19 protein-coding genes are annotated in these 20,718 nt (G+C 60.4%); 6 read left to right on the top strand and 13 right to left on the bottom strand.

Annotation, left to right across the window (positions count from 1 at the left end):
- Nucleotides 1-120 precede the first annotated feature (120 nt).
- From pdxJ to lptF, 8 genes are all read right to left on the bottom strand, one after another.
- Nucleotides 121-864 (bottom strand): pyridoxine 5'-phosphate synthase, encoded by a 744-nt coding sequence (gene pdxJ, locus AC1RDQ_RS16250; RefSeq protein ID WP_340315358.1) that lies wholly within the window; start codon nt 862-864, stop codon nt 121-123.
- A 49-nt stretch (nt 865-913) separates the two neighbouring features.
- Nucleotides 914-1,597: a DNA repair protein RecO gene (gene recO, locus AC1RDQ_RS16245; protein ID WP_057716281.1), complete on the bottom strand. Its 684-nt coding sequence runs from the start codon at nt 1,595-1,597 to the stop codon at nt 914-916.
- A 172-nt stretch (nt 1,598-1,769) separates the two neighbouring features.
- Nucleotides 1,770-2,672, bottom strand: a complete 903-nt coding sequence (era, locus tag AC1RDQ_RS16240; protein ID WP_007973959.1) for a GTPase Era — start codon at nt 2,670-2,672, stop codon at nt 1,770-1,772.
- The gene (rnc, locus tag AC1RDQ_RS16235) at nt 2,665-3,354 is read right to left on the bottom strand and encodes a ribonuclease III (protein ID WP_008053221.1); all 690 of its coding nucleotides are present in this window, start codon (nt 3,352-3,354) and stop codon (nt 2,665-2,667) included. The genes era and rnc overlap by 8 nt, the downstream gene beginning before the upstream one ends.
- Nucleotides 3,355-3,538: 184 nt before the next feature.
- Nucleotides 3,539-4,393, bottom strand: coding sequence for a signal peptidase I (lepB, locus tag AC1RDQ_RS16230; RefSeq protein WP_057716283.1), 855 nt, complete (start codon nt 4,391-4,393; stop codon nt 3,539-3,541).
- A gap of 5 nt (nt 4,394-4,398) precedes the next feature.
- Entirely contained in the window at nt 4,399-6,198 is a 1,800-nt protein-coding gene (lepA, locus tag AC1RDQ_RS16225; protein ID WP_008053223.1) for a translation elongation factor 4, read from the bottom strand.
- A 171-nt stretch (nt 6,199-6,369) separates the two neighbouring features.
- Complete coding sequence (lptG, locus tag AC1RDQ_RS16220; RefSeq protein WP_057716284.1) at nt 6,370-7,431, bottom strand: LPS export ABC transporter permease LptG; 1,062 nt, start codon at nt 7,429-7,431, stop codon at nt 6,370-6,372.
- Nucleotides 7,424-8,542, bottom strand: coding sequence for an LPS export ABC transporter permease LptF (lptF, locus tag AC1RDQ_RS16215; RefSeq protein WP_102670179.1), 1,119 nt, complete (start codon nt 8,540-8,542; stop codon nt 7,424-7,426). Before lptF ends, lptG begins: the two co-directional genes overlap by 8 nt.
- Before the next feature lie 395 nt (nt 8,543-8,937).
- Between lptF and AC1RDQ_RS16210 the strand changes: the two genes are divergently transcribed.
- Genes AC1RDQ_RS16210 through AC1RDQ_RS16200 form a run of 3 tightly spaced genes read left to right on the top strand, consistent with a single transcriptional unit; the run spans nt 8,938 to nt 11,333 of the window.
- Nucleotides 8,938-10,428: a leucyl aminopeptidase gene (locus tag AC1RDQ_RS16210; RefSeq protein WP_090457748.1), complete on the top strand. Its 1,491-nt coding sequence runs from the start codon at nt 8,938-8,940 to the stop codon at nt 10,426-10,428.
- Between the two features lie 60 nt (nt 10,429-10,488).
- Nucleotides 10,489-10,917 carry a DNA polymerase III subunit chi gene (locus tag AC1RDQ_RS16205; RefSeq protein ID WP_057716286.1) on the top strand — a complete coding sequence of 143 codons (429 nt, stop codon included), beginning with the start codon at nt 10,489-10,491 and terminating at the stop codon, nt 10,915-10,917.
- 8 nt (nt 10,918-10,925) lie between these two features.
- Nucleotides 10,926-11,333, top strand: coding sequence for a hypothetical protein (locus tag AC1RDQ_RS16200; RefSeq protein ID WP_057716287.1), 408 nt, complete (start codon nt 10,926-10,928; stop codon nt 11,331-11,333).
- Between the two features lie 141 nt (nt 11,334-11,474).
- On the opposite strand, the gene AC1RDQ_RS16195 is transcribed toward AC1RDQ_RS16200, so the two are convergent.
- Entirely contained in the window at nt 11,475-12,242 is a 768-nt protein-coding gene (locus tag AC1RDQ_RS16195) for a sulfite exporter TauE/SafE family protein (protein ID WP_492587717.1), read from the bottom strand.
- Nucleotides 12,243-12,438: 196 nt separating this feature from the next.
- Here AC1RDQ_RS16195 and xseA point away from each other — a divergent pair, with 196 nt between their 5' ends.
- Complete coding sequence (gene xseA, locus AC1RDQ_RS16190; RefSeq protein WP_090453246.1) at nt 12,439-13,818, top strand: exodeoxyribonuclease VII large subunit; 1,380 nt, start codon at nt 12,439-12,441, stop codon at nt 13,816-13,818.
- A gap of 3 nt (nt 13,819-13,821) precedes the next feature.
- On the top strand, nt 13,822-14,643 hold the full coding sequence (locus tag AC1RDQ_RS16185; protein ID WP_492587716.1) for a peptidoglycan DD-metalloendopeptidase family protein: 822 nt from the start codon (nt 13,822-13,824) through the stop codon (nt 14,641-14,643).
- A gap of 124 nt (nt 14,644-14,767) precedes the next feature.
- On the opposite strand, the gene AC1RDQ_RS16180 is transcribed toward AC1RDQ_RS16185, so the two are convergent.
- Complete coding sequence (locus AC1RDQ_RS16180; protein WP_167362849.1) at nt 14,768-14,929, bottom strand: hypothetical protein; 162 nt, start codon at nt 14,927-14,929, stop codon at nt 14,768-14,770.
- Between the two features lie 166 nt (nt 14,930-15,095).
- Here AC1RDQ_RS16180 and leuA point away from each other — a divergent pair, with 166 nt between their 5' ends.
- Nucleotides 15,096-16,775, top strand: a complete 1,680-nt coding sequence (gene leuA / locus AC1RDQ_RS16175; RefSeq protein ID WP_057716291.1) for a 2-isopropylmalate synthase — start codon at nt 15,096-15,098, stop codon at nt 16,773-16,775.
- Nucleotides 16,776-16,961: 186 nt separating this feature from the next.
- Here leuA and AC1RDQ_RS16170 read toward each other — a convergent pair whose 3' ends face one another.
- From AC1RDQ_RS16170 to der, 3 genes are all read right to left on the bottom strand, one after another.
- Nucleotides 16,962-17,753, bottom strand: coding sequence for an amidohydrolase (locus AC1RDQ_RS16170; RefSeq protein ID WP_090453243.1), 792 nt, complete (start codon nt 17,751-17,753; stop codon nt 16,962-16,964).
- Entirely contained in the window at nt 17,741-18,889 is a 1,149-nt protein-coding gene (locus AC1RDQ_RS16165; RefSeq protein ID WP_429520731.1) for a pyridoxal phosphate-dependent aminotransferase, read from the bottom strand. Before AC1RDQ_RS16165 ends, AC1RDQ_RS16170 begins: the two co-directional genes overlap by 13 nt.
- A 291-nt stretch (nt 18,890-19,180) precedes the next feature.
- Entirely contained in the window at nt 19,181-20,650 is a 1,470-nt protein-coding gene (der, locus tag AC1RDQ_RS16160) for a ribosome biogenesis GTPase Der (RefSeq protein ID WP_057716294.1), read from the bottom strand.
- Nucleotides 20,651-20,718: the final 68 nt, after the last annotated feature.

Below are 20,718 nucleotides of genomic sequence, written 5' to 3'. Positions count from 1 at the left end.
CCACCCAACATCAAATGTGGGAGCGAGCTTGCTCGCGATGAGGCCCTGTCAGTCACATCAATTGTGTCTGTCAGACCGCTATCGCGAGCAAGCTCGCTCCCACAGGATTTTGTGTTGGTTTTAAGCCTTGGCAGCCGCCAGAATCAGCGCCTTCATCTCCGAAACAGCCGACTTGAAGCCAACGAACAGCGCATGGGCCACCAGCGCATGGCCGATGTTCAGTTCGTTGATGCCCTTGATCGCCGCCACGGCTTCAACGTTGTGATAGTGCAGGCCATGACCGGCATTGACGATCAGGCCCTGGGCCAGACCGAAGGCCACGCCATCGGCTACACGCTTGAGTTCTTCGGCGACTTCGGTCGGCGTCTCGGCATCGGCATAACGCCCGGTGTGCAACTCGATGGCTGGCGCGCCGACACGACGGGAGGCTTCGATCTGGCGCTCATCGGCGTCAATGAACAGCGACACTTCGGAGCCGATCTTCGACAGACGCTCGACCGCCGCCTTGATCCGCGCCTCCTGCCCCGCCACATCCAGGCCACCTTCGGTGGTCAGCTCCTGACGGGTTTCCGGCACCAGGCAAATGTGCGCCGGGCGGATGCGCTCGGCGAACAACATCATTTCCTCGGTGACACCCATTTCGAAGTTCATGCGGGTTTGCAGCACGTCCTTGAGCAGCAGAACGTCGCGCTCCTGAATGTGCCGACGGTCTTCGCGCAGGTGCACGGTGATGCCGTCGGCGCCCGCCTCTTCCGCGTCCAGTGCAGCCTTGACCGGGTCCGGGTAACGGGTGCCCCGGGCCTGACGCAGGGTGGCAACGTGGTCGATGTTCACGCCAAGAAGAATACGGGTGCTGGTGGTCACGGAAGCGCTCCAGAAGAAGAGAAAGTTCGGTGCACAGCATACGGTGTGATCAGGGCTTGCGAAACAGCTCGCGACTGACAAGTGGACGACCACCCAGGTGAACGGCCAACGCCTGGCGCATCAAGCGCTTGGCGGCAGACAGAGCGCCGGGGGCAGACCAGTCGGCTTCAGCCATGGCCAGCAATTCGGTGCCGTTGAACAGGCCCGGTTGCAGCAGGTAGACACGTTCAAGCCCGGCATCCACTTGCAAACGGTAGAGGCCGTCCGGCGCGATGGGTTGATCATGAATATCAGTCGTCAGGGAAAAACCGTAGCCGAGGTCATCGAGCAAGCGCCACTCGAAGGAGCGCAGCAAGGGCTCCAGAGCACGACCTTCAGCCAGCGCCAGCAAAGTCGCAGCGTAGTGATCGAATACGCCGGGATGAGGATCTTCGGCGGGCAACAGGCGAATCAGCAATTCATTGAGGTAAAGACCGCTGAACAGCGCCTCGCCATTGAGCCAGGTGGAGATGCCAGCACTCTCCATGCGCCCGACATTCTTCAGCTCGCCCTTACCCCGGAACTCGACTTCCAATGGCACGAACGGCCGCGCCAGTGTCCCGGCCTTGCCCCGCGCACTGCGCAACACCGCCCGCAGCCGACCTTGCGGCGTGAGGAAGTCCACCAGCGCGCTGTTTTCACGGTAGGCGCGGGAGTGCAGGACATAGGCGGGTTGGGCGGGCGCTTGGGACATGGAAATCGCAGTTCTCGATGAAGGAGCGCAGTTTTACATACAACCTGAAACCAATGTGGGAGCGAGCTTACTCGCGATGAGGGCCTGATATTCAACATCAATGTTGACTGACAGACCGTTATCGCGAGCAAGCTCGCTCCCACAGGGGATCATTGTTGATCCGGAAAACGTATTACAGGTCGCCGTAACCCAATGAACGCAATGCACGCTCGTCATCGGACCAGCCACCCTTAACCTTGACCCACAGGTTGAGCATGATCTTGGAGTCGAACAGCAGCTCCATGTCCTTGCGCGCTTCGGTGCCGATGCGCTTGATGCGCTCGCCCTTGTCGCCAATGATGATTTTCTTCTGGCCATCACGCTCGACGAGGATCAAGGCATGAATGTGCAGGGTCTTGCCCTGCTGCTTGAACTCTTCGATTTCAACGGTGATCTGGTACGGCAGCTCGGCGCCCATCTGGCGCATGATTTTCTCGCGCACCAGCTCGGCGGCGAGGAAACGGCTGCTGCGGTCGGTGATCTGGTCTTCCGGGAAGAAGTGATCGTTTTCCGGCAGGTGCTCGGCAATCACGCGTTCCAGTGCATCGAGGTTATGCCCGTGCTGCGCGGAAATCGGGATGATCTGCGCGTTCGGCAGCTGTTCCTGCAACCAGGACAGGTGCGGCATCAGCTCGGCCTTGTCTTCGATGCGGTCGGTCTTGTTCAACGCCACGATCAGCGGGCCGGTCACGTACTGGACGCGCTCGAGCACCATCTGGTCTTCTTCGGTCCACTTGGTCCGGTCGACCACGAAGATCACCACGTCGACGTCTTTCAGCGCCGCCGAAGCGGTCTTGTTCATGTAGCGGTTCAGGGCCTTTTCGCCGCCCTTGTGCATACCAGGGGTATCGACGTAGATCGCCTGCACATCGCCCTCGGTCTTGATACCGAGCATGTTGTGACGGGTGGTTTGCGGTTTGCGCGAGGTGATCGCCAGCTTCTGACCCAGGATGTGGTTCAGCAACGTGGACTTGCCCACGTTCGGACGGCCGACGATGGCAACATAGCCACAGCGAGTTGCGTTTGTATCAGTCATTGCCATTCTCCACACCCAGGGCAATCAGTGCTGCGGCGGCCGCTACCTGTTCGGCAATACGACGACTCACACCCTGACCTCGGCTTTTTTCATTCAGTAAGATGATTTCGCATTCGACGAAGAACGTCCGGCAATGCGGCTCACCCTGGATATCCACCACTTCGTAACGCGGCAGCTCACAACCACGGGACTGCAGGAACTCCTGCAGGCGGGTCTTTGGATCTTTGTTGGTGTCGACCAGCGTCAGGCCTTCGAACTCGCCGGCCAGCCAGGCGAGCACACGCTCGCGGGCCATTTCCATGCCAGCATCGAGGTAGATCGCACCGATCAGCGCTTCGAGGGCATCGGCCAGAATCGACTCGCGACGGAAACCGCCGCTTTTCAGCTCGCCCGAGCCCAGGCGCAGGTATTCGCCCAGATCGAAACCACGGGCCAGTACGGCCAGGGTCTCACCTTTGACCAGACGTGCGCGCAAACGCGACAACTGGCCTTCGCGAGCCAGCGGGAAGCGCTCGAACAACGCCTCGCCGGCGACGAAGTTGAGAATGGCGTCACCGAGGAATTCCAGGCGTTCGTTGTTACGCCCGGCAAAGCTGCGGTGAGTCAGGGCCAGGACCATCAGTTCCTGATCCTTGAAGGTGTAGCCGAGCTGACGCTCTAGACGGCTTAAGGAGACGCTCACGGTTTACCCACGCTGAGTTCGTGGCTGGATTCCACCGCCATCGCCGTAAGTTGGCGCAGGCTTGGGACAATTAAAGCTGTGTTCAAAAATAACGTCCTGAATATCATTGTTTTCATGCCTCTGGCGCCCATTGTGCCGGCTCCAGAAATGCATTCGGCGCTGTGTTCAACAGCGCCGTGTCTGATTACTTGATCAGGCCAACCCGCGAGAAATTCGGCAGGTGGCTGAGTTTGGGTTCCGGCCAGCTCATCCAGACCGCAAAGGCCTTGCCGACGATATTCTTGTCGGGAACCATGCCCAGCAGATCCTTGGGAATGTTCGGATCATCCCAGTAGCGACTGTCGTTCGAGTTGTCGCGGTTGTCGCCCATCATGAAGTAGTGCCCGGCCGGCACGGTCCACGAATGGTCCGGCATTGCGCGGTAGCGGCTCATTTCCTTGCGGATCATGTGCTCGGCCACACCGAGTTTTTCCTTGTAGAGCTCAGCGCTGCCCAGCGTGCCCGGCTCGGAGCCGACCAGTTGCTCGGCAATCGATTGACCGTTGACGAACAGGCGCTTGTCGGCGGTGTAGCGAACCGTGTCGCCCGGCAAACCAACCACACGCTTGATGTAGTTGACGTTCGGGTCGCTCGGGTAGCGGAACACCATCACATCGCCGCGCTGCGGATCACCGACTTCGATGACTTTCTTGTCGATCACCGGCAAGCGGATCCCGTAGGAAAACTTGCTCACCAGGATGAAGTCGCCGACATCCAGGGTTGGCTTCATCGAACCGGAAGGAATCTGGAACGGTTCCACCAGGAACGAACGCAGCACCAGCACGATGAACAACACCGGGAAAAACGACTTGCCGTATTCAACCAGCAGCGGCTCTTTGTTCAGCTTCTCGACCACGACCATGTCAGGCTGGCTGACGCTGCCCTGATAGGAAGCGATGGCGGCACGCCGACGCGGGGCCAGGATCAACAGATCGAGCAACGCCAACAGGCCGCAGACGAACACGGCAATGACCAGCAACAGCGGGAAATTTAGCGACATAGGACCTAACTATCCAACCTGAGCACTGCAAGGAAGGCTTCCTGTGGAATCTCCACGTTGCCGACCTGCTTCATGCGTTTCTTACCGGCCTTTTGCTTCTCCAGCAGTTTCTTCTTACGGCTGACGTCACCACCGTAGCATTTGGCCAATACGTTCTTTCTGAGCGCCTTGACGGTTGTCCGCGCTACAATCTGCCCGCCAATGGCGGCCTGGATTGCCACGTCGAACATCTGCCGCGGAATCAGTTCTTTCATCTTCTCGGTCAACTGGCGACCTTTGTAGTGCGAGTTGTCACGGTGCACGATCAGCGCCAGGGCGTCGACCTTGTCACCGTTGATCAGCACGTCCAGTTTCACCAGGCTAGCCGATTGATAACGATCGAAATGGTAGTCCAGCGAAGCATAGCCGCGGCTGGTGGATTTCAGGCGGTCGAAGAAGTCCAGCACCACTTCGTTCATCGGCAGGTCGTAGGTCACTTGTACCTGGGAGCCGAGGAACAGCATGTCAACCTGCACACCACGTTTTTCGATGCACAGGGTAATGACGTTGCCCAGGTGCTCTTGCGGCACAAGAATATTGGCCCGCACGATCGGCTCACGCATGTCTTCGATCGAGGACAGGTCCGGGAGCTTCGACGGGTTATCGACGTAGATCGTCTCGCCGGTCTTGAGCAGCAGCTCGAAGATTACCGTCGGCGCCGTGGTGATCAGGTCCAGGTTGTACTCGCGCTCCAGGCGCTCCTGGATGATTTCCATGTGCAGCATGCCGAGGAAGCCGCAACGGAAGCCGAAGCCCAGTGCGTCAGAGCTTTCCGGCGTGTATTGCAGCGACGAGTCGTTCAGGGTGAGCTTTTGCAGCGCTTCGCGGAAATCTTCGAAGTCGTCGGAGCTGACCGGGAACAGACCGGCGTAAACCTGCGGCTGAATACGTTTGAAGCCTGGCAGTACATCAACGTCCGGCGTCGAGCTCAAGGTCAGGGTGTCGCCCACTGGCGCACCGTGAATGTCCTTGATGCTGGCGATGATGAAGCCCACTTCACCGGCCTTGAGGTCAGCGGTAGGGGTGTGCTTCGGGTTGAATACACCGACGCTGTCTACCAGGTGGATCTTGCCGGTGGACTTGACCAGGATCTTGTCGCCCTTCTTCACACGACCGTGGCGCACGCGTACCAGGGAAACAACACCCAGGTAGTTGTCGAACCAGGAGTCGATGATCAACGCTTGCAGCGGATCTTCGTAGTTGCCGGTCGGTGCAGGAATGGTGGCGACCAGGCGCTCGAGCACTTCGTCGACGCCCAGGCCGGTCTTGGCCGAACACTCGACCGCATCGGTGGCATCGATGCCGATGATTTTTTCGATTTCTTCTTTAACACGGTCCGGATCGGCCTGTGGCAGGTCGATCTTGTTCAGCACCGGCATCACTTCCAGGCCCTGCTCGATGGCCGTGTAGCAGTTGGCAACCGACTGTGCTTCAACGCCTTGACCGGCATCGACCACCAGCAGCGCGCCTTCACAGGCAGCCAGCGAACGGCTCACCTCATAGGTGAAGTCAACGTGGCCGGGGGTATCAATGAAGTTCAGCTGGTAGTTGATACCGTCGCGAGCCTTGTAATACAGGGTGACGCTGTGCGCCTTGATGGTGATCCCGCGTTCACGCTCGAGGTCCATGGAGTCCAGGACCTGAGCTTCCATTTCGCGCTCGGCGAGGCCGCCACACATCTGGATGAAGCGATCGGCCAGCGTCGACTTGCCATGGTCAATGTGGGCGATGATGGAGAAATTGCGGATATGACTCAAATCACTCACGGATCAACACTCAAAAAGGCTGCAGGCATAGCCCGCCGAAAAATAGCCGGGAATTGTACCTGATCCACGGCGCAAGCGTCACGTTCGCAGGTCAGACGGCGCCTACAAAAACGCCCCGGTCTTGCGACAAGGGCGTTTTTTAACGTCAAAGCGGTCGGAAAATGCCCGCCATCAGCCAGCTCGACGCAACAGCCAGAGCCCCGCCACGGCGCAAACACCCGCCGGCACCAGCACCGAAAGCAACGGCGGGAAGCCGAACACCTGGCTCGAAGGCCCCAGCAGATCCTGAACGATGCGGAAGGTGAAGCCCACCAGCACGCCGGTGAACACCCGTTGACCCAGGGTCACCGAGCGCAGCGGACCAAAGATGAAGGAAATCGCCATCAACACCAGAGCGGCAGTCACCAGCGGCTGCAACACCTTGACCCAAAATGCCAGCCAGTAGCGGCCATTGTTCAGCCCCTGGTCCGCCAGATAATGGATGTAACTCCACAGGCCACTGATCGACAGCGACTCGGGCACCATGATCACGGTGTTCAGCAACTGCGGACTCAACGCAACGTCCCAGCGCTCTTGCGGGGTCGAAACCACTTCGGTGCTGCGCTCGTGGAACAGCGTGGTCGTGACATCCGACAACTGCCAGTGATCGTTTTCGAAGTTGGCACGCTTGGCGAAACTCGCCGACAGCATGTGCCGCTCTTTGTCGAAGCGATAACGGGTCACGCCATACAGGATGCCGTTGGGTTGTACCGAGTTGACGTGAATGAACTCATCACCCTGGCGGTGCCACAAGCCGTGCCTGGCGCTTTGTGCATCACCGCTGCCCTGGGCCAGCGAGCGATTGGCCTGCGCGGCGGTTTCAGCGGGCGGAGCGACGTACTCGCCGACCAGCACGCCGGCCAGCATCAATACCAGCATCGGCTTCATGACCGCCCAGACGATCCGGCCGATCGACACGCCGGCGGCGCGCATGATGGTCAGCTCACTGTTGCTGGCCAGGCTGCCCAGACCGATCAGACAGCCGATCAGCGCAGCCATCGGCAGCATTTCGTACATCCGGCGCGGAGCGGTCAACAACACGTAACTCAGCACATCGACCAGGGTGTAGGTATCGCTGATTTCCCCCATCTCGTCGATGAAGGCAAACAGTGTCGCCAGACCAAGAATGATCCCGAGCACCGCCAGGATCGCCATGAACACACTGCTACCAATGTAGCGATCAAGCTTAACCACGGGCCACCTCCAGCGCGCTGCGGCGACTCGCCCTCTTCAAGCGCAAGGGTTCCCAGTAGAGCAAGCCCAGGCCGATGGACAGGAAAATCCCGTGCACCCACCACAAGCCAAACACCGCAGGGATCTTGCCTTTGTCGAGGGCACCGCGAGCGGCAATCAGAATGCTCAGGTAAGCCATATAAAGAAGAATCGCCGGCAGTAACTTGAGGAATCGGCCCTGACGCGGGTTGACCCGTGACAGCGGCACCGCCATCAAGGTCACGATAAACACCAGCAACGGCAGAGACATGCGCCATTGCAGCTCGGCGCGCATGCGAATGTCGTCACTGCCGATCAATGTACGGGTCGGCATTGCGTCACGGTCGGTGACTTCGTCACTGACTTCCGGTTTTGGCAGCAACACACCGTACTCGTCATACTTGATCGCCCGGTAGTCGGCCTGCCCCGGACTACCGTCATAGCGATAGCCGTTATCAAGAATCAGGTAGCGGTTGCCGTCCGGACGAATTTCCTGGCGCCCCTTTTCCGCCACCAGCACAGAAATCCCGCGATCCTTGTTATTGGAACTGATGTTTTTTTGCGAGATGAACACACCACCCAGATTGACGCGGTCATCGGACATGCTCTCGGTGTAGGTGACCCGGGTGCCGTCGCGCAAAGCCTGGAAACGCCCTGGCTCCAGGGTATCGAATTCGGTCAGGGCATCCTGCTTGTTCAGCAGCAACTGAAACTGATTGGCCCCCTGTGGCGCCAGGCTCAGGCTCAGCCACGCCACGACGAGCGCAACCAGGGTGGCCGGGAACAGCGTCATGCAAAACAGCCGCTGCTGGCTCATGCCCGTGGCCGAGAGCACGGTCATTTCGCTTTCGAGGTACAGGCGACCGTAGGACAACAGGATCCCGAGAAACAGCCCCAGCGGCAGGATCAGCTGGAGGAAGCCCGGCAGGCGATAGCCCATGATCAGGAACAACGACCCCGGATCCAGCAGGCCCGAAGCCGCCTGGGCGAGGTATTTGATGAAGCGACCGCTCATGATGATGACCAGCAGCACGGCACTGACGGCGCTCAAGGTCAACAGGACTTCGCGGGATAGATAACGGAAGACGATCAAACCAGACACTCCAGGGTTGTCAGGCTAAGGCGGCCGAACAAGCAAACGTATCGGACAGCCCGCAAGGCAGAGCCGCCGAAAAAAGATGGCGCATTATCCTGTGATTGGGTGCGCCTGTCACTGCGCAATGCATCCCCCCCCCTTGTAGGAGCGAGCCTGCTCGCGATGGTCGTCAACGATAACGCGGGGAGCCTGACACCCTGCGTCACTCTTGGGTTCTTCGCGAGCAGGCTCGCTCCTACATTCGTGCGGCCGAGGGTTGTCAGGCGCAGCTGGCGAGGTTCAAACTGCGGCCTTTGTCGCCGGTCGATCCTGGCGCCTTTCTGTTTATAAGCAATCGACGCACATAAGGTGTCGGGCGCATGCGTGATAACCATCAATTCAGGGACCCGGACATGGAACTGGTTGTAAAAAGCGTCAACCCCGAAACGTTGAAGACCGCCACTCTCGTGGTCTCCGTCGGCGAAGGCCGCAAGCTCGGCGGTGTTGCCAGACAACTCGACGAACTGAGCGGCGGCGCGATCAGCACTGTGCTCAAGCGCGGCGACCTGGCCGGCAAGGTCGGCCAGAGCCTGCTGCTGCACAGCCTGCCGAACCTCAAGGCCGAGCGTGTGCTGCTGGTGGGCGTTGGCAAGGACGACGAACTGGGTGACCGCCCGTTCCGCAAGATCATCGCCGGCATCCTCAATACCCTCAAAAGCCTGGGCGGCAGCGATGCGGTGCTGGCCCTGGATGAAGTGGTCGTCAAAGGCCGCGACAGTTATGGCAAGACCCGCCTGCTGGCCGAAACCCTGGTGGACGGCGAGTACAGCTTCGACCAGTTCAAGAGCCAGAAGGCCGAACCCCGCGCGCTGAAGAAAATCACCCTGCTGACCATCAAGGCCGCTCAGGCTGAAGTGCAACGCGCCGTGACCCACGCCACCGCCATCGCCAACGGCATGGCCTTCACCCGCAACCTGGGTAACCTGCCGCCGAACATCTGTCACCCGACCTTCCTCGGTGAGCAGGCCAAAGACCTGGGCAAAGAATTCAAGGACCTGAAAGTCGAAGTCCTCGACGAGAAGAAGATCAAGGCCCTGGGCATGGGCTCGTTCTACGCCGTCGGCCAGGGCAGCGCCCAGCCTCCGCGCCTGATCGTCATGCAATACAACGGTGGCAAGAAATCCGAGAAGCCGTACGCGCTGGTCGGCAAAGGCATCACCTTCGACACCGGCGGCATCAGCCTCAAGCCGGGTGCCGGCATGGATGAAATGAAGTACGACATGGGCGGCGCCGCCAGCGTGTTCGGTACCCTGCGTGCCGTGCTCGAGCTGAAGCTGCCGATCAACCTGGTGTGCATCCTGGCCTGCGCCGAAAACATGCCGAGCGGCAACGCTTCGCGCCCGGGCGACATCGTCACCACCATGAGCGGCCAGACCGTGGAAATCCTCAACACCGACGCCGAAGGCCGTCTGGTGCTGTGCGACGCCCTGACCTACTCCGAGCGCTTCAAGCCGCAAGCGGTCATCGACATCGCGACCCTGACCGGCGCCTGCGTGGTTGCCCTGGGTTCGCACACCTCGGGCCTGCTGGGCAACAATGACGAACTGATCGGCCAACTGCTGAGCGCCGGCAAGGCTGCCGACGACCGCGCCTGGCAACTGCCGCTGTTCGATGAGTACCAGGAACAGCTGGACAGCCCGTTCGCCGACATCGCCAACATTGGCGGCCCGAAAGCCGGCACCATCACTGCGGCCTGCTTCCTGTCGCGCTTCACCAAGAACCTGAACTGGGCGCACCTGGACATCGCCGGCACGGCCTGGACCAGCGGCGGCAAGGACAAGGGCGCCACTGGCCGTCCGGTTCCCCTGCTGACCCAATACCTGCTGGACCGCGCCAAAGCCTGAAACCGTTGATGGGCCGCGGCGTCACTTTTCGGTGGCGCCGCTTGCCGCTCTGGAACCGCAATGACCAAAGTCGACTTCTATATCCTGCCCAGCGCCGATCCTTCGGCACGCCTGGACTTTGCCTGCAAGCTCACCGAGAAAGCCTGGCGCATGGGCCACCGCATCTACCTGCATTGCAGCGACGCGGCCCAGCGTGACGATCTCGATGCGCGGCTGTGGACGTTCAAGGGCGAAAGCTTCGTGCCCCACGGCCCTGCCGACAGCGAGCCTGAGGGTTTGATTGTCCTGGGGTTGGGCGATGACTGCGGTCAACATCAGGATTTGCTGGTCAATCTCGACCTGAAAGTCCCGGCCTTCGCCAACAGGTTCGCCCGGGTGGCGGAAGTGGTGGTGGAGGATCCGACGATCAGAGCGGCCGCGCGGGAGAGTTTCCGTTTCTACCGCGAACAGGGCTATCCTCTGCAAGATCACCGTTTACAGCGACTCTGAGCCTTCCAATGGACACTCCAAAACCGCTGCAACAGTCCGCGCACCTGCTGGACGACCTTGAGTCGATCCGCCAATTGCTCGGCGATGACAACCTGCAACCGCCTCTGCTGACCGACACGGTCGAGGAAGGTGATCAGGAACAGATTCCCATGTTGTTCGACGCCGTGAGCGAACCTTCGCCACCCGTCGTACCGACAACGCCTGCCCCGATCGTTGAACCCGTCACCGCGGCAACGTCGGCGCCCGCCCCCAGCAAGAACCCGGATGACTTGCTGCACCTGGACAGCGAATTGCGCGCCGCCGCGCAATTGATCATGCAAGACGTGATCGACGATTTCGCCCCGCACATCGAGACCGAAATCAAACGTCGCCTCAGTGCGCGACTGGAGCGTTTGTTGAACCAGTACAACGACTAAACAACTTGCAGTGGGGGGGCTCTTCTGTGGGAGCGAGCTTGCTCGCGATGACGATCTGTCTGGCACATCAATGCTGAATTTGCTGACCCCATCGCGAGCAAGCTCGCTCCCACACAAAGCGTCTCGCCACAAGTTGAATCTTCAGGTACTGAGATAGCGTCCGATCAACGCGATCCCACTGGCCAGCACCAGCCACGTCACCAGGCGCACAAACGCCTCGCGGGACAAGCGCATGGTCAACCTCCGGCCAACCCACAGCCCCAGCACCATCGCCGGCAACAGACAAACCGCCAGCACCAGCAACGGCAAATCGGCATACACACCGGCGATTGCAAACAGGCTCAAACGCACCACCGTACTGCAACTGATCAGCGCACTCTGGGTGGCCCGGGCCGCCTCCTTGGGCAACCGGCTGTTCAAATAGATCGCATAGAGAAAGCCGCCGCTGCCAAACAACGCGCCAAACATTCCGCCCACCGTCCCCATCGGCAGCGCCCACGCGGCGGACAACTGCGCCGGACGGACCTTTATCCACAGGCTGTAAATTGCATAGGCGCTGATAAACAGCCCCATCAGCAGCAGCAACAGGTCGGATTTCAGGTTCAGCAGGAATATCACGCCAAGTGTGCAGCCCACCGCCATGCACGGCAGCAACCGCAACAGCTCCGGCCTCGCCACATCTCGCCGTGACGGCAGCAGATTGCCGAATGCCGCGACAAAATCGAGCAACACCAGCAACGGCACGATCTTCGACAGTGGCATGAACAGAATCAGAATCGGCCCGGCGACCAATGCGGTACCGAAACCGGCGATGCCGAACACGATGTAGGCCAGGGCGATGCCCGCACCGATTACCAGCCAGTCCAGCAGGCCGAATGGCCATTGGTTCAACAGTTCAAACACATTCATCCGAACATCTTCCTTGATCACATGAGGTGACTTTACCTCTGTGGGAGCGAGCTTGCTCGCGATGGCGATCTGTCTGGCACATCAATGCTGAATTTGCTGGCCCCATCGCGAGCAAGCTCGCTCCCACATAAATGCCCTCAATGGATTTGTGAGCAGTCGTGGAGATTGCCAGGCAAATGCCTTTAAACTGCGCCCCATGATTAAAGATCCCTTTGCAAGACTCGGCCTGGACCGCGAAGTCCTGACCGTCAGCCAGCTCAACGGCCGCGCGCGGGTGTTGCTTGAAGACGTGTTCAGCAACATCTGGGTCGAAGGCGAAATCTCCAACCTCGCCCGCCCGGCTTCCGGCCACGTCTATTTCACCCTCAAGGACAGCGGCGCCCAAGTGCGTTGCGCGTTGTTCCGGCAGAACGCGGCACGGGTTCGCCAGGCCTTGAAAGACGGCCTAGCGGTCAAGGTGCGTGGCAAGGTCTCGCTGTTCGAGGGGCGCGGTGATTATCAGCTGATCCTCGACACCGTGGAGCCGGCCGGCGACGGCGCCTTGCGTCTGGCGTTCGATGCACTCAAGGAAAAGCTCAGCGCCGAAGGCCTGTTCAGTGCCGAGCGCAAGGTGCCGTTGCCGGCGCATCCGCAACGCATCGGCATCATCAGTTCGCCCACTGGGGCGGTGATCCGCGACATCATCAGCGTGTTCCGCCGTCGTGCACCGCAGGTGCAATTGACCCTGATCCCTACCGCCGTACAGGGCCGCGAAGCCACAGCGCAGATTGTCCGCGCCCTGAAACTGGCCGATGCCCGCGGTTTCGACGCACTGATCCTGGCCCGGGGCGGTGGCTCGCTGGAAGATCTCTGGTGCTTCAACGAAGAAGCCGTGGCCCGCGCCGTAGACGCTTGCGTGACGCCGATTGTCAGCGCGGTCGGCCATGAAACCGACGTATCGATCAGCGACTTCGTGGCCGACGTACGCGCGCCCACCCCCTCCGCTGCCGCCGAATTGCTGGCACCGGATTCCAGCGACCTGGTACGTCGGGTCGAAAGCCTGCACCGACGGCTGGTGATGCGCATGCGGGACCGCTTGATGCGCGACCGCCTGCGCCTGGAAGGCGTTTCCCGACGCCTGCGCCATCCCGGCGAGCGCCTGCGCCAGCAAGCGCAACGCCTGGATGACCTGGACATGCGCATGCGCCGCGCGTTCGAGCGCAGCCTCAACACCCGCCGCGAACGCTTGATCCGCCTGGAAACCCGTCTGGCTGCACAACATCCGGGCCGGCAACTGGCAATGCTTCGCCAGCGCCTCGACAGCCTGGCCGAACGCCTGCCGCGCGCGATCCGCGAAGGGCTGAAGAGCCGTCGCCTGCAGTTGCACAGCCAGATGCAGACACTGCATGTGGTCAGCCCGTTGGCGACCCTCGGCCGTGGCTACAGCATCTTGCTGGACGAGCGCGGCAACGCGATCCGCAACGCCGCGCAAACCCATACCGGCCAGCGCCTCAAGGCCAAACTAGGCGAAGGCGAACTGCAAGTGCGGGTCGAAGACAATCACCTGACGCCCGTCACCCTTTCTTTACTGGATTGATCCATGCCGCGTTTCTTTGCTCCGTTGCTGTTGCTGCTCCTGACCTTCAACGCCCATGCCGACAGCTACATTACTCGCCAGTTGAACAAACCGGTGCCGGGAGGCGTTGCGGTGGTGGACCTGGGCACGTCCGCCCAGGCACCAAAAGCCACTTATCAAGGCAAACCGGTGCTGGTAGTGAAGGAACAGAACAACTGGCTGGCCATTGTCGGCCTGCCGCTGACGGTCAAGCCGGGGGTTCAATCGGTCAGCAGCGGCGGCCGTAATCTGAATTTTACGGTTGGTAACAAGAAATACCCGGAACAGCGCATCACCCTGAAGAACACCCAACAGGTCAATCCGGACCCGGAAAATCTCAAGCGCATCGAGCGTGAACTGGCTGAGCAGATTACTGCCTACCGCACGTTCAGCCCCAACACCCCAAGCAACCTGCTGCTGGACAAACCAGTGAACGGGCCGCTGTCGAGCAAGTTCGGCGTGCGGCGCTTTTTCAACGGTGAAGAGCGCAACCCCCACTCAGGCCTGGACTTCGCCGTACCCGGCGGTACGCCAATCAAGACCCCGGCCGCCGGCAAAGTGATCCTGATCGGCAACTACTTCTTCAATGGCAACACAGTGTTCGTCGACCATGGCCAGGGCTTTATCAGCATGTTCTGCCACATGTCGAAAGTCGACGTGAAGGTGGGGCAGCCACTGGCCCGTGGTGACGTGGTCGGTAAAGTCGGCGCGACCGGCCGCGCGACCGGACCGCACATGCACTGGAACATCAGCCTGAACGATGCGCGGGTCGATCCGGCTATCTTCATTGGTGCGTTTCAGCCCTAGCTTTTTGTTGAGGCTGATGGCCTCATCGCGAGCAAGCTCGCTCCCACAGGGATTGCGCTGTACCTGTGGGAGCGGGCTTGCTCGCGATGGCAATATCACAGACACCGAAAGCAGTCCGGCAGTGTCACATCATCAATTGCGCACCACTCAAACCTCGCGCAAACAACAAAACAATCACTGCCAATCGCAGCAATAAAATCTCGATAAATACCCGTTCACGAGTATTCCTCTCAATTTTTTTCGACTGCTTGCCATCTTTCCCCCCCAAGGTTAGGGTTGAAGGCATGAAAACCTCTCACACCCTCATTCAGCTCCGCCAGCACCGCAGTCTGTGCCTTGTCAGTGCACGACTGCCGGGCTGAATCGTGGTGCCTCGTCCCAAGCGTTAGTCCAAGAACTTTTGATCCACCGGTAGGCCGCCTTTTTTCGGCCAACACAATAAGGATTTCCTGATGAGCATGCTCAAAGACCCGTCTTCGAAATACCGCGCGTTCCCGACCATCGACATTCCGGACCGCACCTGGCCGTCGAAAACCATCACCGCCGCGCCGATCTGGTGCAGCTCCGACCTGCGCGACGGCAACCAGTCGCTGATCGAACCGATGGACGCCGTCAAGAAGCTGCGTTTCTGGAAAACCCTGGTGCAGGTCGGTGTGAAGGAAATCGAAGCGTCGTTCCCGGCCGCCTCGCAAACCGACTTCGACTTCGTCCGCACCCTGATCGAAGGCAACCACATCCCGGACGACACCACCATCCAGGTGCTGACCCAGGGCCGTGAAGACCTGATCGAGCGCACCTTCGAATCCCTGCGCGGCGCGAAGAAAGCCATCGTTCACCTGTACAACGCGACCTCCCCTTCCTTCCGCCGCATTGTCTTCAACCAGGACAAGGACGGGGTCAAGGCCATCGCCGTAAACGCCGCCAAGCTGTTCGTCAAATACGCGGCCATGCAGCCGGACACCGAGTGGACCTTCGAATACTCGCCGGAAACCTTCAGCGCCACCGAAATGGAGTTCGCCAAGGAAGTCTGCGACGCGGTGATCGAAGTCTGGAACCCGACGCCCGAGCACAAGATGATCCTCAACCTGCCGGCCACGGTGGAATGCGCGACGCCGAACATCTATGCCGACCAGATCGAATGGTTTGGCCGTCACATCAACCGTCGTGACAGCGTGATCATCAGCCTGCACACCCACAACGACCGTGGCACCGGCGTTGCCGCCACCGAACTGGGCCTGATGGCTGGCGCCGACCGTGTCGAAGGCTGCCTGTTCGGCAACGGCGAGCGTACCGGTAACGTCGACCTCGTGACCGTGGCGTTGAACCTCTACACCCAGGGCGTGAACCCTGAGTTGGACTTCTCCGACATCGACGGCGTGCGCAAAGTCGTCGAAGAGTGCAACCAGATCCAGGTGCACCCGCGTCACCCGTACGTCGGCGACCTGGTGCATACCGCGTTCTCCGGCTCGCACCAGGATGCGATCCGCAAGGGCTTTGCCCAGCAGAAACCGGACGCGCTGTGGGAAGTACCGTACCTGCCGATCGACCCGGCCGACATCGGCCGCAGCTACGAGGCGGTCATCCGCGTCAACAGCCAGTCGGGCAAGGGCGGTATCGCCTACCTGCTGGAACAGGAATACGGCATCAGCCTGCCGCGTCGCATGCAGATCGAGTTCAGCCAGGTCGTGCAGCGTGAAACCGACCGCCTGGGCCTGGAAATGACCGCCCAGCAGATCCACGCATTGCTGCACAGCGAGTACTTGCAGGCCAACACCCCGTACGCGCTGGTCAGCCATCGCCTGCAGGAAGAAAACGGTCATAGCGCCGTCGAAGTGGAAGTGGCCAGCCAAGGCCAGGGCGAGACTAACCTGCACTGGCGCGGCAAGGGCAACGGCGCCCTGGAGGCGCTGGTGGCCGGCTTGCCGGTACCGGTGGAAATCATGGATTACAACGAGCACGCCATCGGCGCTGGCACCAATGCCAAGGCTGCGGCCTACATTGAACTGCGAGTGAACGGCGAACGCGCGGTGCATGGCGTCGGCATCGACGAAAACATCACCACCGCCAGCTTCAAGGCCCTGTTCAGCGCACTGAACCGTTCGCTGAGCCAGCCGGAAGCGAAAGCGGCGTAACCCATCGCTGAAATGCAAAAGGCCTCAAGGTGCGAACCTTGGGGCCTTTTTGTTTGCCTGCCTGATTTTGTGTTGCTTGTCCCGGCCCCATCGCGAGCAAGCTCGCTCCCACATTTGATCGGTGTGAACGCGGTCACTGTGGGAGCGAGCTTGCTCGCGATGAGGCCCTGTCAGACAGTAAAGATTTCAGGTGAACTCGAAGGTATCGGCATCCAGATTCGCCGGAAACCGCGTGCGATACGCCGCCAGTTCCGCAGCATCCAGCACCACCTTGAACACCCCATCAGCCTCTCCGGCACTGAGCAGCGTCTCGCCCTGGAAATCCAGGACCTGGCTGTCACCGGTATACGCAAAACCTTTGCCATCCGTGCCAATACGGTTCACCGCCGCCACATAGCACAGGTTCTCGATCGCCCGCGCCGGCAGCAAACGGTTCCAGTGCTGGCGCCGCGCACCAGGCCAGTTGGCGGTGTACAGCAGCAGGTCGGTGTCCTGGGCGTCACGGCTCCACACCGGGAAGCGCAGGTCGTAGCAAATCAGCGGCCGTACTCGCCAGCCCTTGAGCTCGAACTGCACCTGGCGCTCGCCGGGGGTGTAGTGGTTATGCTCACCGGCCATGCGGAACAGGTGACGCTTGTCGTAATGCCACACCTCGCCATCCGGGCGTGCCCACAACAGGCGATTGCGATGACTGCCGTCGGCGGCCTGGACGATCACGCTACCGGTGATCACCGCATCAAGCCTCAAAGCCTGAGCCCGCAGCCATTTGCTGGTGGGGCCGTTTTCCGCTTCGGCGAGGGTCTCGGACTCCATGGAGAAACCGGTGGTGAACATCTCCGGCAGAATGATCAGGTCGGCGCCGCGAGCCTGCTCCAGCAACGGTTCGAAATGCTCGAGGTTGGCCTGGCGGTCGTGCCAGGCCAGGGACGTCTGGATCAGCGCAACGGTCAGTTTCGGCAATGCACTCAGATCACGCATAGTTTTTCCGCTGCTTCACGCAGGGTCTCCTCACGCTTGGCAAAGCACAGCCGCACCAGGCGTTGGCCAACCGGTGGCGTCTGGTAGAACACCGAGATCGGGATACTGGCCACGCCGTGCTCGCGAGTCATCCACAGGGCCATCTCGACGTCATTGAGGTCCGGGCGGATCTGCGAGTAATCGACCAACTGGAAATAGGTGCCGGTCACCCGGGTGAAGCTGAAACGCGACGGTGCCAGCAGATCGCAGAACAGATCACGCTTGGCCTGATAGAAAGCAGGCAGCTCTTCGACGTGCTCGGGATGCTCGGCCATAAAATCGGCCAAGGCATATTGCAGCGGCGTCACACCACAGAAATTGACGTACTGGTGCACCTTGCGCAATTCCGCCGTCAGGGCCGGCGGTGCGATCACATAACCGGTTTTCCAGCCGGTGACGTGGTAGGTCTTGCCGAACGAACTGACGACGAATGCACGCTGATACAGCTCTTCATGGGCCAGCACGCTGACGTGAGGCACGCCGTCATACACCAGGTGCTCGTAGACTTCGTCGCTGATCACATAGATATCGCGATCACGGATTAACGTCGCCAACTGGTCGAGTTCGTCACGGCTGATCAACGCACCGCTAGGGTTGTGCGGGGTGTTGAGAATGATCATCCGCGTGCGCGGGCTCAGTGCCTGAGCAAGCTTTTCGAAGTCGATACTGAAATCGTTCAGGCCCAGTTGCACATGCACGCAACGGCCGCCTGCCAGCTCCACCGAAGGTTCGTAGCTGTCGTATGCCGGGTCAAACACAATGACTTCGTCACCGCTGTGGATAACCGCCTGAATGGCACAGAAAATCGCCTCGGTCGCGCCGGGGGTGACCGTCACTTCAGTATCCACATCCACCTGCGCGCCATAACTGCGGGCGATCTTCGCCGCGATCTGCTGACGCAACACCGGCAGCCCGGTCATTGGCGAATACTGGTTATGGCCGTTGGCGATATGCCGACCGACCGCATCGCACAGGGCCTGCGGGGCCGCGAAATCGGGAAAGCCCTGGGACAGATTGAGCGCGCCGGTCTGAGCCGCGAGCTGAGACATCTGAGTGAAGATAGTGATGCCGACATTCGGCAGCTTGCTGGTGATCATCGGTGGTTCCCTGCTCTACACCCGGCTCTACGGCGGCGCGGGGGAGTCCGAGGATAGCCCAAACGGCAAGCATGAAAAAGGGCGCCACACAGAGCGCCCTTCTTGAACATTCACCGCATTACCCTGTGGTGAGGGGGCTTGCCCCCGTTCGGCTGCGAAGCAGTCGTAAAACCTGCACCGCGGTTTGTTCGAGAGACCGCAGTGGATGGTTCCAGGGCGGCTACGCCACCCAACGGGGGCAAGCCCCCTCGCCACAACAAGCCCACCCCAAAAGAGTGAGCAAGCGCTGAATCAGCGCTTGTCGCGACGCTTCTTGTCGGCCTTCTTGTGGTGCGACATCAAACGACGCTTCTTGTTGACCTGACGGTCGGTGAGCGTGTTCTTGTTGCCTTCGTACGGGTTCTCGCCACCCTTGAACTCGATGCGGATCGGCGTACCGACCAGCTTCAGCACACGGCGGTAGGTGTTTTCCAGGTAACGCACGTAGGACTTCGGCACCTTCTCGATCTGGTTGCCGTGGATCACGATGATCGGCGGGTTCGCGCCACCGAGGTGGGCATAACGCAGCTTGATCCGGCGGCTGTTGACCATCGGCGGCTGGTGCTCGCTGACCGCGTCTTCCAGGATCTGGGTCAGGCGACTGGTCGGCCAACGGGTAACCGCGGACTTGAACGAGTTCTGTACCGACGCGTAGAGGTTGCCCACGCCGGTGCCGTGCAGTGCCGAGATAAAGTGAATATCGGCAAACTCGACGAAAAACAGACGACGCTGCAACTCGATCTTGACGAAGTCGCGCTCGCTCGGCGTCATGCCGTCCCACTTGTTGATCGCGATGACCAATGCACGACCGGCCTCAAGGGCAAAGCCCAGCAGGTTGAGGTCGTGATCCACCACGCCTTCGCGTGCGTCCATCACGAAGATCACCACGTTGGCGTCTTTGATCGCTTGCAGGGTTTTGACCACGGAGAACTTTTCGACTTCTTCGTGGATCTTGCCGCGCTTGCGCACACCGGCGGTGTCGATCAGCGTGTACTTCTCGTCGTTACGCTCGAACGGGATGTAGATACTGTCGCGGGTGGTGCCGGGTTGGTCATAGACGATTACCCGGTCTTCCCCGAGCATGCGGTTGACCAGGGTCGACTTGCCAACGTTCGGACGGCCGATGATGGCGATCTTGATCCCGTCTTTTTCGCTTGGGCCAGGAATGCGCTTGGCTTCCTCGCCTTCGGCTACATCTTCTTCCTCGCCTTCTTCCAGCTCGTCTTCGTCTTTCGGGAAGTCACTCAGTGCGATTTCCAGCAACTGGGTGATACCACGGCCGTGGGCACCGGCGATCGGGATCGCGTGGCCCATGCCCAACGGGGCGAATTCGGCGCGGGCCATTTCCGGGTCGATGTTGTCGACCTTGTTGGCCACGACGTGGGAACGCTTGTTACGTTTGCGCAAATGCTCGGCGATCATCTGGTCGGCGGCGGTGAAGCCGGCCTTGGCATCTACCAGGAACAGAACGACATCCGCTTCTTCAATGGCCAGCAGCGACTGCTCGGCCATTTTTTCGTCCATACCGTGCTCGTCACCGGAGATACCGCCGGTGTCGATCAGAATGTAGGAACGCCCTTGCCACTTGGCCTCACCGTACTGGCGATCACGGGTCAGACCGGACAAGTCGCCGACGATGGCGTCACGAGTCCTGGTCAGGCGGTTGAACAAGGTGGACTTGCCGACGTTCGGTCGGCCCACCAGGGCGATTACGGGAACCATGCGGCTCTCCACTTCGTTATTTCAGAAAATACAAAAGCCGCTGCGAGGCAGCGGCTGGTGCTCGGGGC

Source organism: Pseudomonas sp. GW823-FHT02E01 (assembly GCF_058797535.1).
The sequence above is the reverse complement of the archived record's forward strand: the minus strand, read 5'-3'. Positions and strand labels throughout refer to the sequence as shown.